14 protein-coding genes and 1 pseudogene are annotated in these 14,919 nt (G+C 33.0%); 7 read left to right on the top strand and 8 right to left on the bottom strand.

The features are described 5' to 3' along the window. Positions 1-328: 328 nt before the first annotated feature. A complete protein-coding gene (locus F9279_RS24035) occupies positions 329-772 on the top strand; it encodes a cell wall hydrolase (protein WP_152116649.1) in 444 nt (147 codons plus the stop codon). Positions 773-883: 111 nt separating this feature from the next. On the opposite strand, the gene F9279_RS24030 is transcribed toward F9279_RS24035, so the two are convergent. The 4 genes from F9279_RS24030 to F9279_RS24015 all read right to left on the bottom strand — a co-directional run bounded on the left by F9279_RS24030 (position 884) and on the right by F9279_RS24015 (position 4,769). After that, complete coding sequence (locus F9279_RS24030) at positions 884-2,215, bottom strand: TrkH family potassium uptake protein (protein ID WP_226793891.1); 1,332 nt, start codon at positions 2,213-2,215, stop codon at positions 884-886. Between the two features lie 294 nt (positions 2,216-2,509). Continuing rightward, the gene (locus tag F9279_RS24025; RefSeq protein ID WP_152116647.1) at positions 2,510-3,256 is read right to left on the bottom strand and encodes an amino acid ABC transporter ATP-binding protein; all 747 of its coding nucleotides are present in this window, start codon (positions 3,254-3,256) and stop codon (positions 2,510-2,512) included. 15 nt (positions 3,257-3,271) lie between these two features. Further along, on the bottom strand, positions 3,272-3,931 hold the full coding sequence (locus F9279_RS24020; protein ID WP_152116646.1) for an amino acid ABC transporter permease: 660 nt from the start codon (positions 3,929-3,931) through the stop codon (positions 3,272-3,274). Positions 3,932-3,995: 64 nt separating this feature from the next. Then, on the bottom strand, positions 3,996-4,769 hold the full coding sequence (locus F9279_RS24015) for an amino acid ABC transporter substrate-binding protein (protein ID WP_152116645.1): 774 nt from the start codon (positions 4,767-4,769) through the stop codon (positions 3,996-3,998). A gap of 1,075 nt (positions 4,770-5,844) precedes the next feature. Here F9279_RS24015 and F9279_RS24010 point away from each other — a divergent pair. Genes F9279_RS24010 through cydC form a run of 4 tightly spaced genes read left to right on the top strand, consistent with a single transcriptional unit; the run spans position 5,845 to position 11,693 of the window. Further along, a complete protein-coding gene (locus F9279_RS24010; RefSeq protein WP_152116644.1) occupies positions 5,845-7,197 on the top strand; it encodes a cytochrome ubiquinol oxidase subunit I in 1,353 nt (450 codons plus the stop codon). Beyond that, entirely contained in the window at positions 7,194-8,207 is a 1,014-nt protein-coding gene (locus F9279_RS24005) for a cytochrome d ubiquinol oxidase subunit II (protein WP_152116643.1), read from the top strand. Before F9279_RS24010 ends, F9279_RS24005 begins: the two co-directional genes overlap by 4 nt. 37 nt (positions 8,208-8,244) lie before the next feature. Beyond that, entirely contained in the window at positions 8,245-9,978 is a 1,734-nt protein-coding gene (gene cydD, locus F9279_RS24000) for a thiol reductant ABC exporter subunit CydD (protein WP_152116642.1), read from the top strand. Further along, positions 9,975-11,693: a thiol reductant ABC exporter subunit CydC gene (gene cydC / locus F9279_RS23995; RefSeq protein ID WP_152116641.1), complete on the top strand. Its 1,719-nt coding sequence runs from the start codon at positions 9,975-9,977 to the stop codon at positions 11,691-11,693. The genes cydD and cydC overlap by 4 nt, the downstream gene beginning before the upstream one ends. Positions 11,694-11,768: 75 nt before the next feature. On the opposite strand, the pseudogene F9279_RS23990 reads toward cydC, so the two are convergent. From F9279_RS23990 to F9279_RS23975, 4 genes and pseudogenes are all read right to left on the bottom strand, one after another. After that, positions 11,769-12,139, bottom strand: a pseudogene (locus F9279_RS23990) (VOC family protein). Positions 12,140-12,424: 285 nt separating this feature from the next. Further along, positions 12,425-12,895: a DMT family transporter gene (locus tag F9279_RS23985; protein ID WP_152116640.1), complete on the bottom strand. Its 471-nt coding sequence runs from the start codon at positions 12,893-12,895 to the stop codon at positions 12,425-12,427. Between the two features lie 12 nt (positions 12,896-12,907). Then, positions 12,908-13,336 carry a DMT family transporter gene (locus F9279_RS23980; protein ID WP_152116639.1) on the bottom strand — a complete coding sequence of 143 codons (429 nt, stop codon included), beginning with the start codon at positions 13,334-13,336 and terminating at the stop codon, positions 12,908-12,910. An 81-nt stretch (positions 13,337-13,417) separates the two neighbouring features. After that, complete coding sequence (locus F9279_RS23975) at positions 13,418-13,732, bottom strand: ArsR/SmtB family transcription factor (RefSeq protein ID WP_152116638.1); 315 nt, start codon at positions 13,730-13,732, stop codon at positions 13,418-13,420. A gap of 177 nt (positions 13,733-13,909) precedes the next feature. Between F9279_RS23975 and F9279_RS23970 the strand changes: the two genes are divergently transcribed. After that, entirely contained in the window at positions 13,910-14,140 is a 231-nt protein-coding gene (locus F9279_RS23970; RefSeq protein ID WP_152116637.1) for a DUF3953 domain-containing protein, read from the top strand. 152 nt (positions 14,141-14,292) lie between these two features. Further along, on the top strand, positions 14,293-14,529 hold the full coding sequence (locus F9279_RS23965; protein ID WP_152116636.1) for a helix-turn-helix transcriptional regulator: 237 nt from the start codon (positions 14,293-14,295) through the stop codon (positions 14,527-14,529). The last annotated feature ends 390 nt before the right edge of the window (positions 14,530-14,919 follow it).

Genomic DNA, 14,919 nt, shown 5'->3' with positions numbered 1-14,919 from the left:
CAGCAGATAGGATTAACCATATGACGGTGTTAAGTAAGCAACGAACAGCTTAAAAATTTATAGATGACAAGATTCTGTAAGTCTGTGTTTCTTTAAAAGATTGAATTATGAAATTAACTCAATTAATAATAATTCTTGAAATCCATTTATAACAATCAAATAAAAGAGAATTTCTGTTTTATAAACATATGTGACTAGAGTAATTGGTGAAGCTATCGCTGAATAAAATGATAAATAGGATGCTTTATTGCCCCTTTCTTATGATTTTGCATTCTCCGAGAAGTAAAGATGTAGTTTTTTAACAAAACTATTTAGTAGGAGTGATAAAATGCCTAGAGTAAATTACCGAAGCTCAGATGTTGATTTAATGGCAAGAATGATGAGAGCAGAAGCAGAAGGTGAAGGAGCTCAAGGAATGCTGTACGTGGGAAATGTCATTGTTAATCGCCTTAAAGCTAACTGTATTGATTTTAAAGATTTACGTACAATTTCCCAAGTTATCTTTCAAGTGCAAGGAGGAAATTATTCATTTGAAGCAGTACAAAAAGGGAATGTGTTTTATCAGCGTGCAAGAACTGCTGAAAAAAAATTAGCCAAACAAAATTTAGATTATTGGCGAGATCACCCTGGAAAGTATGCTTTATGGTACTTTAATCCATATGGACCATGTCCTCCTACTTGGTATGATCAACCTTTTACAGGTCAATTTAAAAATCATTGTTTTTATGAACCAAAACCTGGAACCTGTGATAGTGTTTATACGGGAGCTTAATACAATTAAATAAGTAAATTGGGAAGAAAGTAGTTATTCTAAGTTAATAACTACTTTCTTCTACTTTATACTAACTATTATTTTTATTTAACTTTACTTTAAGTTAGATAACTAACCTATCATAATTTTCTCTTCTACATATTTATAGGGTACCTTGTTATGTTTTCTTGCCAATGCAAAAGCTATAGTCAAAGGTCCTACTCTTCCAATAAACATGAGTAATGAAACCAAGATTTTTCCTAATGGACTTAATTCAGGCGTTAATCCTAAAGACATTCCCACCGTGCCAAATGCTGAAATAACCTCAAATAAAAGGACATTAAGTGGTGCATTTTCCGTTATTGTTAAAAGGAATAATATAAATGCAATGATTCCAATAGAATAAATGGTTATTGCAAAAGCTCTATAGATTAAATCTTTTGGTATACGTCTTCTAAATATATTAATGTCTTCATTCCCTCTAATCAGATTCCATACTGCAAGAAGAATGATAGCAAAGGTTGTTATCTTGATTCCACCTGCAGTACCACCAGATCCTCCACCAATAAACATTAAAACCATTGACACAAATTGAGTACCTAGAGATAATTCAGCCATGTCTAAACTATTAAATCCAGCAGTTCTGGGTACTACTGCATGAAAATAAGCCCCTAGAACTTTATCCTTAAAGGACATAGAGCCTAATGTCCCAGGATTGTTATATTCCAATAACAGAATAATAATGGTTGGAACAATAATTAAAATGGCAGTCATATATAATACTAGTTTCGTATGCAAAGAGAGTCTTCCATTGTATTTTTTTACCCAAAGATCTAAAACTACAGTGTAACCAATTCCTCCTATTAAAAGTAAGGAAGTAAGAATGAATACAATGGAAAAGTCTCCAGCATATGCCGTAATACTAGTGAAATTACCCATTAAATCAAAGCCTGCATTATTAAAGGCGGAGATAGAATGAAAGATTCCATAATAGATGGACGTAGGAAAAGAGAAGTCAGTAGACCATCTTATAGACAAAAGCACTGCTCCAATTGCTTCCGTTAGTAAGGTGAAGATTAAGATGAATTTAACGAGTCTAACCATCCCTTCTAAAGAAAGCTGATTTAGTGATTCTTGAATGATTAACCTTCCTTTTAATCCAATATTTTTTCCTAAAACGACAGCGATAACTACACCAATAGTCATAAACCCTAAGCCGCCTATTTGAATTAAAAAAAGAAGTACACATTGACCGAAAAGTGTAAACGTAGTACCAGTATCAACTACAACTAGACCTGTAACACAAACAGCAGAGGTAGCTTCAAAGATAGCATCAATAAATGTCAGTTCATGGCCAGCATTTGTTGAAATGGGTAGCATTAATAGAATAGCACCAATAAAGATAAGACAAAAAAATCCAACTGCTAAAATTTGCGCAGGATTAAAGCTTTGTATTTTTTGTATTTTTTCTAAAGAACTCGCGTTTTTAAACTTAAATGTTCTCACAAACATTTCCTCCAAAGTGATGGCTTTATACAATTGAAGTTTACACTGTAATACAAATAACTTCAAAGTAAATTTGTACTAGTGAGGGTAATAAAATATTTTGTGAAATTCCACATGATTATACTTTTTGAAAACACCTAAGATGTAAGTTTTTTATTCAATCAATGCTATAGGTTATATCAAAAAACCGCTTGAAATTTTATCAAGCGGTTTTGCATATTATATATGGTTTAGTGATGGCATTTCACACAGTTATTTTAAGCTGCGATTTAAAAAAGATTTGGTTCTTTCAAATTGAGGATTTGTAAATATCGCTTCTGGAGAACCTGATTCAATAATTTCTCCATTGTCCATAAATATTACCTTGTTGGCTACTTCTCTTGCAAAACCCATTTCATGTGTAACAACAATCATGGTCATATTCTCTTTGGCTAAATCTTTCATTACCTGTAATACTTCTCCAGTTAATTCTGGGTCTAATGCAGAAGTTGGTTCATCAAATAATAAAAATTCAGGATTCATCATGAGAGCTCTAGCAATTGCTACTCGTTGCTTTTGTCCACCTGAAAGCTTAGCTGGATACGTATTCGCCCAGTCAGAAAGGCCGATTTTTTCCAAAAGTTCCATACTTCGTGTTTCAATAGCAGATGATGATTCTTTTTTAACTGTTTTTGGAGCAAGCTCTAAATTTTCTTTAACAGTAAGATGTGGAAAGAGATTAAAATGTTGAAAAACCATTCCCATTTTACCTGTAATCTTCTTTATATCCTGTGGTTTTGGATAGACTCCATTTTTCACTAGGAAATTTCCGAAAACTTGAATACTTCCATCATCAATGGCTTCAAGGTTAACCAGACTGCGAAGCATGGTACTTTTTCCAGAGCCAGATGGACCAATAATAGCTACTACATCATTTTTATTCACATGAAAGGAAATCTGCTTTAATACTTCTAGGGATCCATAGGATTTTTTTAGATTTGTTACTTCTATGATAGTCATAAATATGCTCCTTCTTTATTCGAATTTAAACCTTCGCTCCAGCCATTTGAATACAATAGTCAATAGTAATGTCATAATCAAATAGATTACTCCAGCAAAGAAGAAGGGAGCTATTGTAAAATCACGATTTACAGCAACTTGCGCATAGTGTAACAGTTCTGGAACTGCTACTGCATAAAGTAGGGCTGTATCTTTCACTAGAGTTACAGATTCATTCGCAACAGCTGGAAGTGCTGTTCGGAACATTTGTGGAATAATAACTTTTGTAAGTGTCTTCCATTTGTTTAAGCCAAGAACTTGTGCAGCCTCATATTGTCCTTTATCAATGGCAAGAAGTCCTCCTCGAAATATTTCCGCAAAATAAGCAACATAATTTAAGATAAACCCTAAACAAGCAGCAACAAAACGATCCAAAACTAAGTATTCTCCTATAACTGGTATCATAGGTAATCCAAAACAAATAAATAATAATTGAAGCAAAAGAGGTGTTCCTCGTAAGACATAAATATAACCTTGAGCTAGCCAGGAAAGAGGTTTAAAGGAACTTCTTACCGCTAGTGTTAATAAAAAACCTAAAGGAATGGAGACTATAATGGCAATCACAAATAATAAGACTGTCATTTTCGCTCCATCTAATAGTGGAATAAGCATCGAGCTAAAATAGTCAAAAGACATAAATGTTTCCTCCAAAAATAAAACAGGTTCCCATCAGGGGAATCCTGTTTACTTTATTTAATTATTAGTTTAGTACTTTATCCTCGCCAAACCATTTTTGCGAGATTTCTGTCGCGGTCCCATCTTCATTCATCTCGTCAAGTGCTTCTTGAAGTTTGTCTAATAATTCTTCATTTCCTTTTTTTACACCAATTCCATATTCTTCAGGAGCAAGTGACTCATCAAGCACCTTAAATGTGCCTTCTTCTTTCGTCATATAATAATTGATAACAATTTCGTCTATTACAACCGCATCTAAACGACCGTTTTTTAAATCCGTTAAAGCAGAAACATTGTCTGCAAATTCTGTAACAGTTTTAATTTTATCTTTTATTGGATCCGCATCTAAAGCATCTGATGCGGATGATAGAGACTGTAATCCTACTATTTTTCCATCTAAATCATTTAACTTAGTAAGCGCAGAATCAGCGAGAGTTACGACAACCTGTGCATTCTTTAGATAAGGCTTTGTAAAAAGTACCTTTTCTTTACGTTCATCTGTGATGGTATAACCATTCCAGATAAGATCAATTCTTCCACTACTTAATTCAGATTCCTTTGTTTTCCAGTCAATAGGTTGAAATTCCACTTTTGTTCCCATATGCTCAGCAGCAGCTTTAGCATAATCAATATCAAAACCAACTATTTCATTATTTTCATCACGGAATCCCATTGGTGCAAACTTATCATCAATACCAATAACTAGGGTATCGTCTTCTTTAGCAGCAGAGTTAGAACAAGCGGTTATGATAGAAAGCATAATTATTGCGAAAAGACTAATTAGTAAAGAACGTTTCATATTAAAATTCCCCTTTTATTTAAAATTACTTTAGTGCGTTACCATATTATCAGACTAATAGATTGTAACACTATTATTTTATAAATTCAAATGAGTTTTCAATAAATTTGTAGATTTTTATTTGCCTACTTTGCTTATGAATTTAAAAATATGATTATTTACTTCTAACTTGCTGGTACTTGCATACTAATCTAGCAATGACTAATGATAAAATGATGGAAGCTAGCTAGAGAAGTAATTGGTTTTTAATAAATACATAGAATTAATAGACCGTAATGAAAGAGGATAACAGAATGAATTTAAGAGTAGAAATCATTGATAAACATTAGAAGGAACTAATTGAAAAAATTATATATTGGTTAATGGGGATAATGTTACAGCAGCAGAGTTTTTTAGCTAATTTAATGTTTATACAGAAAAGATCATCTTTTTATTTGTGAAGCCTAAATTGATTCATTAGGATGTAAAGTTGATGAAAGATTATATAAAGGAAAAAGATATAAAGGATAGGAAGCAGTCACTAAAGTGGGAATTCCTATTTGTGAAAATAACTTTTTTATTTCTAAATTTTCAGTAGGTTTTGAGAATCTGGGGAGCTTTTTTGAAAGTTTGTAAAGATTTTTGGCCAATCTAATTTGTTCAAATTTCTAGCATAGCTTTTAGGATCTCTTTTAAGCATAGTTACTTGCTAAGTAAGAATATTATTTTTGGGAAAATAATCCTTCTAAAAATGTTCACATTTTCACAAAAGGTATCATGTTAACATTATAGATATAGTGTAAATAGTTTAAAAGCAATACATAAACGCTTATACAAGAAGAAATCGACTTATTTACTTATAAAGGGTATTTAGTTTCTAACTGTCTTATTGTTCTAACATAAAGTGTAGAAATATTACAGTTACTTTTAGGGAATCATCTTTGGTAGTTATCGTTCTAATCTCTAAATGTTTGGAAGCATAAGGAGAATGGTAAATAAGAATAGATTCCAGTAAGGATAAATCTTGTTATAGCGTACCAAGTTATGTAATGACTTGTTCATTATTTCACATAAGTTTTTAACTAAGGAGGCTACTATGGAGTTTGATACAGTCACGATAAGCAGAGCAATAACAGCTATGACCCTAATTTTTCATATTATATTTGCTACATTGGGTGTTGGTGTACCTTTATTTATTTCATTAGCTGAATTTATAGGAATTAAGAAAAAAGACAAGCATTATGAATTATTAGCTAAACGTTGGTCAAGGGGATTTGTCATATCTGTAGCTATTGGTGTAGTTACAGGAACAGCTATCGCCTTGCAGTTATCTTTAGTTTGGCCAAACTTTATGCAGCTTGCAGGTAATGTGATTGCACTACCGTTATTTATGGAGGTTTTTGCTTTTTTCTTTGAAGCTATATTCCTTGGTATTTATTTATATACTTGGGATCGGTTTAAAGGCAAATACACACATTGGCTTCTTTCTTTACCAGTTATTATAGGGGCAGGTATGTCTGCTGTATTCATTTCTACTGTAAATTCATTCATGAATTCACCTAGTGGATTTACAATGGTTAATGGAGAATTTGCAGCAGTTAACCCTTTTGAGGCTATGCTAAATCCTTCTGCACCAACAAGAATCTTCCATGTGTTAGGTGGTTCCTATTTAACAGTGGGAGCAATTTTAGCTACTATTGCAGCATTAGCACTATTAAGAAAGAAAGGTGCTGCTGAATATCATAAAAAGGCATTGAAGATGACGGTTATCTCTATGTTTGTGTTCTCTATTTTAACTTCATTAGGTGGAGACTTATCAGCTAAATACTTAGCAAAGTATCAGTCAGAAAAATTAGCAGCAGCAGAATGGCACTTTGAAACAGAGGAAAATGTGGATCTCATCCTTTTTGGCTGGTTGAATGAGGACAATGAAGTAGTAGGAGAAATTCGAATTCCTGGCTTTTTAAGCTTTTTAGCTCATGGAGATTTTATGAGTGAAGTGTCGGGTCTTGAGGAAACTCCAGAAGGGGAGAGACCGCCATTAGTTATACACTATTTGTTTGACTTGATGGTTATGATTGGCTTTTTCTTGTTAGGAATTTCTTTCTTATATATTCTTATAAGTAGATTTAAACGATGGGATGTACACAATAAGTTTATTCTTTGGCTCTTTGTTTTAAGTGGACCACTAGCTATGTTAGCTGTTGAGTTCGGTTGGGTTTTTGCAGAATTAGGCAGACAACCATGGATTCTAAGGGGTTATATGACAGTAGAAGAGGCAGCAACAACTTCACCATATATTTTACAAATGTTCTTCCTGTTTTTAGCTCTATACATTGTTCTTGGAACACTTTTTGTCTTGACACTAAGAAAGCTATTTAAAGACAACCCAGTAGAACTTGATTTAGAAAAACACTACCCTGAACTTACGAAGGGGGATAAAAAATGAGTTATGAATTAATAGGAATTACTGTTTTATGGCTGTTTTTATATGGGTATTTAATTGTCGCTTCTATCGATTTCGGCGCAGGTTTTTTTGCTTATTACGCAAAGGTTACGAAACGTGATCACATTATAAATAAAATTATTTCGAGATACTTATCTCCAGTTTGGGAGGTAACGAATGTATTTTTAGTATTCTTTTTTGTGGGGATAGTTGGTTTCTTCCCTTCATCCGCTTATTACTATGGATCCGCTCTACTTGTTCCTGCAAGCTTTGCCATTGTCTTGATTGCTATTAGAGGTTCCTTTTATGCTTTTGAGAATTATGGGTCTAAACAAAGTAATGTCTATATGTTTCTATATGGTGCAACAGGGTTATTCATACCAGCTTCTTTATCGGTTGCATTAACCATTTCAGAGGGGGGGTTCATTACCGAACAAAATGGTCATGTTACTTTACTATATCAGAAACTATTTACTAGTCCATTGGCTTGGAGTATTGTTGCTTTAGCCATTGTTTCTGTCTTATTTATCAGTGCAAGTTTTATTACTTATTATGCATCACGAGCAAATGATATCCCGGCACTTCATCTAGTAAGAAAATGGGCTTTGTTTTGGGCTACACCAACTATTATTATGGCTCTTACTACGATGATTGCTTTAAGTCAGCAAAACCAGCAAAATTTTGAGAATATGCTTGATTTATGGTGGGTTTTTGGTTTATCAATGGGCTTTTTCTTACTTGCAATAAGTTTGTTATATATTAGTAAGTATTTTGGTGTTGCCTTTATTGCGATTATGCTACAATTTCTTTTTGCCTTCTTTGGGTATGGAATGGCGAAGCTTCCTTACTTGCTATATCCATACATCAATATAGAAGAAAGTGTCACCAATCCATCGATGGGAATGGCGCTTGTCATTGCTTTTATTGGAGGGCTTTTATTATTAGTTCCTTCTATTATATTACTAATGCGCTTGTTTCTATTTGATGCAGATTATGCTAAGGGTAAAAAATAATGAGGGAGCAATATATAAATAGAGGGCGGATTAACTTATGCAAAAATTAAAGCAAACAGTCTGGTTATATAAAAAAAGAATTTTCCTTCTATTAGGATTAACCGTATTACTTGGCTCAGCTATTATTGCACAGGCTTTTGCGATGACTAGTATTGTAGATGGAGTTTTTTTAAAAAAACAATCATTTTCAGAAGTAATTCCTTGGCTTGTCGTATTATTAATTATCTTATTGCTAAGATCGCTATCCGACTTCCAAAGTAAACGTATTGGAGTATCCATTGCTAGTGATGTTAAACGTTCAATTAGAAGAGAGTTACTAACCAAATATGCAGGAAGCTCTATTCAATTAGCAGGAAAGGGACAGACAGGGAAAAAAGTAAGCATGCTACTTGATGGTGTGGATGAAATGGATAGTTTTTATAGTCAATTTATCCCTCAAGTGATGCAAAGTACCTTTGTTCCTATTTTAGTATTAATTATTATTTTTACACAGCATGTAAATTCAGGAATTATTCTTATTGTTTCGGCACCATTTATTCCTATTTATATGATTGTAATTGGAATTAAAACGCAAAAAAAATCAGAAGAGAAGTTAGAAAAATTAGCTTCTTTTTCTGGTACGTTTCTAGATACGTTAAAAGGGCTTGTTACATTAAAGTTATTTGATCAAACAAACCGCCAAAAGGATGAATTAGAGAAAAGTAGTCTAGGTTTCCGTGATACAACGCTTGATATATTAAAAATTGCCTTTACACAATCCTTTGCATTGGAACTAATCTCCATGCTTAGTATAGGAATTGTAGCATTAGAGCTAGCAATACAAATGATTATTTATAAAAGTATGCCTTTCTTCACGGCTTTCTTAATTCTAATATTAGTACCAGAATTTTTTACTTCCTTAAAAGAATTAGGAACAACCTTTCATAATGGGAGAAGTAGTATGGGAGCCACAAAGAAAGTATTAGAACAATTTGAGGAAGAAGATACATTGGTAGTATGGGGAAAAGAAGAAATGCCAAAACACGATACTTTACCAACTATACAGCTTGAACAAGTATCTTATACTTATCCTGAGAGTGAATTCCAATTACAAACTGTCACTGCGACTATTCTACCCAAGCAAAAAATTGCTATTGTGGGGGCAAGTGGGTCAGGAAAATCCACTTTACTTCATTTATTGGCAGGTATGATCACTCCTGAACATGGTTCTATTAATATTAATTCTGAAAATCTAACAAATTACACAGAAGCTTCTTGGTTAGATCAACTTTCCTATATTTCACAGCACCCATATATGTTTTCAGGTACGATTGCTGAAAATATTGCAATGGGAATGAAAGACAAGGTGGATGAGAAAGTCATTCGAGAAGCAGCACAATTGGCAGGATTATTACCACTAATTAATTCATTAGAAAACGGACTTCAAACGATAATAGGGGAAGCAGGTAGAGGACTTTCTAGTGGAGAGAAGCAAAGAGTGTCCCTTGCTCGAGCCTTTTTGAAGAAACCTAATATTGTTTTATTAGATGAGCCAACTCGTGGTTTAGATTTAGCTACGGAAAAAATATTACAACAATCCATTGAAAAACTGAATGAGAGAGCTACTGTGATTACGGTAGCACATCGCTTGCATACTATTACAAACGCAGATCAAATTATTTTCTTAGAAAAAGGGCAGCTAAAAGCAAATGGTACACATGCATACTTGCTTGAACATATACCTTCTTACAAGGAAATGGTTTTGATTCAAAAAGGAGGGGCTGGGATTTGAGTGCATTGCTAAAAGTGATTAAGCTAATGTTTTTAGGGAAAAGAGATATTATCGCTGCTATTATTTGTGGTTTCATAGCAGGAATAAGCAGTGTGGGGCTATTTGCTGCTAGTGGTTATCTTATCTCTAAATCTGCCCTAATACCTCCTTTTTACACATTAATCATTTTAACATCAGCAGTAAAATTACTTGGACTTGTGAAGGCAGGAGCTAAATATGGGGAGCGCCTCTTTTCTCATCGGGCAACTTTTACGATTTTAAGTAATTTACGAGTTGCCTTTTTCGATAAATTAACTCCACTAGTTCCACAGGTATTTCATAAATATAAAAGTGGTGACTTATTGAGTCGCGTTGTTGGAGACGTAGAGAGCTTACAAAATTTCTTTCTACGAGTTTTTTACCCACCAATTGTGTTATTACTTGTTTTTATTAGTACCATATTCTTTGTTAGTTTCTATTCTATAGCTATTGCTTTCATTCTTTTCCTTGGCTTTTTACTAACTACTATACTGATTCCAGTACTATTTACGTTAAGACAAGTTAAGATAAAAAGAAAGGTGAAGAATGAGCGCGGATATTTGTCCACACAAGTGACAGAAATGATGTTCGGATTTCGCGATTTAAAGCTCTTTCAACAGTTAAAAATGAAGGAGACTCAAGTATTAATTCAATCTGAAGCTTATATTAATCAACAAAGAGCGGAAAATATAAACAAAATTTCGAGTCAATCCTTTAATGGTTTTATGACGTTTGTAGTTAGTTGGTTTGTTTTAGCAATCGGAGCGTATCTTGTTACAAATGCTACATTGGAAGGTATTTATTTGGCTATGCTTGTGATGATTTCTCTTACTGTATTTGAGCCTGCGGCACCAATGGCAGTTTTTCCAATCTATATGCAAGAAAGTAAGGATGCTTCTAAGCGCTTATATGATGTGGTAGAAGATCCTGATATTCAGGTGGATAATGCATTGATAAGCACTACTAAATTGCCAGATCAAGCGCCTGCGATTATTTTCGAGGATGTTCAATTTACTTATAGAGGGGATTGGCGTCCTACTCTTCCCGAGGTTACGTTAACTATACCAGTTGGTTCGAAAACGGCAATTGTCGGTGCAAGTGGTTCTGGGAAATCAACTTTACTTCAACTTATTTTAAAATTACAGCAACCACAAAGTGGTAAGGTATATTGGGGCTCGTATGATACATCTATTGTTTCTGACGAAGAAATATGGAGTAAAACAAAAGTAGTTCTGCAAGAAAATCATTTCTTTTATGGAACTATTCGGGACAATCTACAACTAGCAGGAGAGCAACTTACAGAAGAACAAATGAAGAATGCATTGAATAATGTGAATCTAGAACATTTTTCATTAAATCAACAGGTGTTAGAAAATGGAGAAAATCTTTCAGGTGGAGAAAAACAGCGATTAGCCATTGCTAGAGCATTTCTGAAAGAGGGGAATCTGTGGTTATTAGATGAACCTACATCTTCACTAGATGCAATTACGGAACATTACATTTATCAACAACTTTACGAACAGGCAAAGCAGGATACATTACTTTTAATCAGTCACAGATTACAAGGATTAGAAAAGATGGATCAGATTATTGTTATGGATAATGGGTCTATTATGGAGTATGGTTCTTATCAAGAGCTAATGACTAAACAAGGATATTTCTATCAAATGAAGACTGTAGAAGAAAGCTTACTTTAAGTGGAGAGAAAAGTATAGGTAAAGCCTTTCCTTTATTTCTTTCTGAAGAAACTGGGAAAGGCTCTTTTATTTGTTTTAACGATGTTGATCGATAAGTATTTGATTTCCATCTGGATCTACTAAGAAGAAATGTGCGGGTCCACTTGTAGTTTCATCTGCTTCTGATTCCAGTTTTATTCCTTCATCCTTCAGTTGCTTTTGAATGTCTCTTATATCAGTAAAGGTTTCTATATCCTCAGCATTTTCATTCCAGCCAGGATTAAAGGTAAGTATATTTTTTTGAACATGCCTTGAAATAACCCTATTATACAGTTTTCATTTTTCATAATTAGCCAATTTTGAGTAATATCACCACCAAAAGATTGGAATCCTAGTTTTTCATAAAATTCTTTGGATAGATGAATATCTTTTACATTTAAGCTCATTGAAAATGCACCTAGTTTCATGTGATCCTTCTCCTTTATTGGTATAATAGTGAAAAAACCTATACTGATTTAACTATAATGAATTATTTTGAAATTTGCCACTTTACAAAAGGAATATAAGATAGAGGGTGATTTTGTAAATACTTAATAAGAATGGACTCTAGTTGGTGAGTAAATGAAAATATTAGATGTACAAATTTGAGATGAAATTTGTCATTATTATAGTTAGCTCATTCTATAATACCGAAATAGAAAAGAATAGAATCATAGTTATTAGCATTCTATTCTGATACAAAAAGTGGTAGATTAGTTATTTGTTTGTATCTTCTCTTTCGATCGCTTATTTCCTTTATAAATAAAATATAGAGATAGCAACATAAAAATGATGGCAAATACCCGTTTTATATCTATTTCTATCACTAAACTGTTAAACCATCCAAAATGATCAATGATTACACCTATTATAAGTTGTCCAGCAATCCCAGCTATATTCGCAGCAATAACTCCAATTTTTGGGACCGCAATAACAGTAAGAAGTAAGTAAGCTGTACCTAAAAAAGCTGCACTTAATTGCCATTTTGGTGCTTCTAAAAGTGCTAGTATATTCCCCCTACCAAAAAATACAATGAAAATAAAAAGAAACATAGTTCCAGTAAGGAATGTTAAAAACGTTGTTTCAATTGTTCCAGCTTTTTGACTCAAAGTTCCATTTATCGATGATTGGGCGCTTAATGTAATACCGCCAATCAGTGTGAATAAAATCATGAAAAGACCCAAAAGTATTTCCTCCTAGTTTATTAATATTAGTGCAATAATCATGGATATAACGGCAAAAACTTTTTCTTTATTAATTTTAGTTTCTTTACTTCCAAGCCATCCAAAATGTTCAATTATCATACTCATAACCAATTGCCCGATTATAACGGCAACCATGGTAATACCAACACCAACGTAAGGAACGCTAATAACAATTGATGTTAAATAGACAACACCTAAAATACCTCCAAGTAAGGACCATTTCGGCGCTTTTAGTGTATAAGAAAGTTTTCCTTTTCCAAAAAACAGCAGCAATAATCCCATGATAAAAGTTCCCATGAAGAAGTTATAGAAACTGGTTTCTAATTGCCCAATTGTTTTACCAAGTTCTGCATAAATGGCTCCTTCAAAGCTAAGTGCTGCTCCTGCCAATATGGCGAGTAAATAAAAGATAAAGCGCATAAATGATATCTCCTTTTTTGTATAATTATATATCTAGAAAAACAGATATGATATATTAAAAAAAACAGAAATCAAGGTAAATTAGATCTCTGATTTAAAATATAAAGCTAACTGTTGAATAAATGCTTCATTACGCCTGTAGTATGTCCATTGGCCATGACGAACGGACTCAAGTAGACCAGCTTTTTGCATCAAGTTCAAGTAGCTAGAAACAGTAGATTGAGAAATCTTGGCTTTTTCTTGGATATCCCCAACACATACTCCACCTTTATAGCTTACCTCCTTAGGTAAATGAGCGCCTTGTTTGGGGAAATGCTTCTCAGGTTCCTTTAACCACTCTAAAATACTAAGTCTAGTTTCGTTAGATAATGCTTTAAATACATCAATATGTTTCATGCATATAATTGTATATCGAGAATTTTAGATATGTCAAGTATAGATGAAATAATAACAAAAGAATGTTTGTTGAAATTTAACCATCCAAGCATAAAGGAAATATTGCAACTTGCAAAGAATAGGAATATATTGGGTAATGTTTAGGTGGGGACTTTGAATAGTAAAAGGAGGAATTATATGATTCATATTTTGCGCTATGTTTTTGGTTTTGCCGCAATGTTTATTGGTATATATGGTTTGTTTACATCAGATTTTGCTTATCAATCTTATATGATTTTTTTCTTAGCATTAATGATGCTAATGACAGGAATAGAAGAATTAAGGAGCGGAAAAAAGAAAATCGGAGCGCTTTCTATTGCGGTGTTTCTATTTTTACTCATTGTTTCACTTCAAGATTTTTTTCTATAAAAGAAAAATACAATCTTGAAGTAAGTGTATTTTTGCATACATAAAGAAAAACACATGTATTCTAGTTAACTGGTATGCATGTGTTTTTTTGTAATAAAAGCTGCATTTCTTACTATAAAAAACAACAAAGAAAGGAAGGAGGTTTTTTTCAGTTGAAAGAAGATTTTGGAGATTCAATTGTAAATACAGTATATGAACATCGTGTATTGAAACGATTATCACAAAAGGAATTAGCTGATGCAGTAGGGGTTTCTAAGCAAACCATCTTTGTCATGGAGAAGAATAATTATTCACCTTCTCTTGTACTAGCTTGTAGGATTGCTAACTTTTTTGAAGTAGATATTAATGAGGTTTTTACTTATGTGAGAAAGGATGATCTTAATGATTGATGTACTTAATGATTGGATGCTAGAAAGTTCGTTTAATTTCAATGTAATGGTAGGTTTAACAATGGTTATTTATGCAATTTCTCTTTTTGGTCTTTTTCTGTGAAAAGGACGTGAATGAAAACTTTGGTAGTAGACTAAAAATGGGGCGAGAGAATGTGGCTTAGGATTCATTTTTCTTAAAAAGACAATAAGAAAGAAACCTATTAAAAATTTGATTTTTTTCAATAGTGAAAAGTATATGAGAACTAGAAAATGGCTACATTATTAATTTCGAGTATTCGATGAATGGTTGTTTTCCAGTTAAAATATGATAAATGATTTTCAATGTCTTATGTGCGATTGCGATTAATGCCTTTTTCTTTCCTCTTCGTGCTGCCAGTGACCAATATT

The organism is Bacillus sp. B1-b2, from assembly GCF_009183415.1.
Lineage (GTDB): Bacteria > Bacillota > Bacilli > Bacillales > Cytobacillaceae > Niallia.
Note: the sequence above shows the minus strand (reverse complement) of the source record. Positions and strands in the feature narration are given on the sequence as shown.

Bases quoted from the DNA above. Each gene is read 5' to 3' on its own strand.
- F9279_RS23980 (WP_152116639.1), bottom strand. From the start codon at position 13,336: ATGCGCTTTATCTTTTATTTACTCGCCATATTGGCAGGAGCAGCACTT.
- F9279_RS24015 (WP_152116645.1), bottom strand. From the start codon at position 4,769: ATGAAACGTTCTTTACTAATTAGTCTTTTCGCAATAATTATGCTTTCT.
- F9279_RS24010 (WP_152116644.1), top strand. From the start codon at position 5,845: ATGGAGTTTGATACAGTCACGATAAGCAGAGCAATAACAGCTATGACC.
- F9279_RS24020 (WP_152116646.1), bottom strand. From the start codon at position 3,931: ATGTCTTTTGACTATTTTAGCTCGATGCTTATTCCACTATTAGATGGA.
- F9279_RS24025 (WP_152116647.1), bottom strand. From the start codon at position 3,256: ATGACTATCATAGAAGTAACAAATCTAAAAAAATCCTATGGATCCCTA.
- F9279_RS24035 (WP_152116649.1), top strand. From the start codon at position 329: ATGCCTAGAGTAAATTACCGAAGCTCAGATGTTGATTTAATGGCAAGA.
- F9279_RS23975 (WP_152116638.1), bottom strand. From the start codon at position 13,732: ATGAAACATATTGATGTATTTAAAGCATTATCTAACGAAACTAGACTT.
- F9279_RS24005 (WP_152116643.1), top strand. From the start codon at position 7,194: ATGAGTTATGAATTAATAGGAATTACTGTTTTATGGCTGTTTTTATAT.
- cydD (WP_152116642.1), top strand. From the start codon at position 8,245: ATGCAAAAATTAAAGCAAACAGTCTGGTTATATAAAAAAAGAATTTTC.
- F9279_RS23970 (WP_152116637.1), top strand. From the start codon at position 13,910: ATGATTCATATTTTGCGCTATGTTTTTGGTTTTGCCGCAATGTTTATT.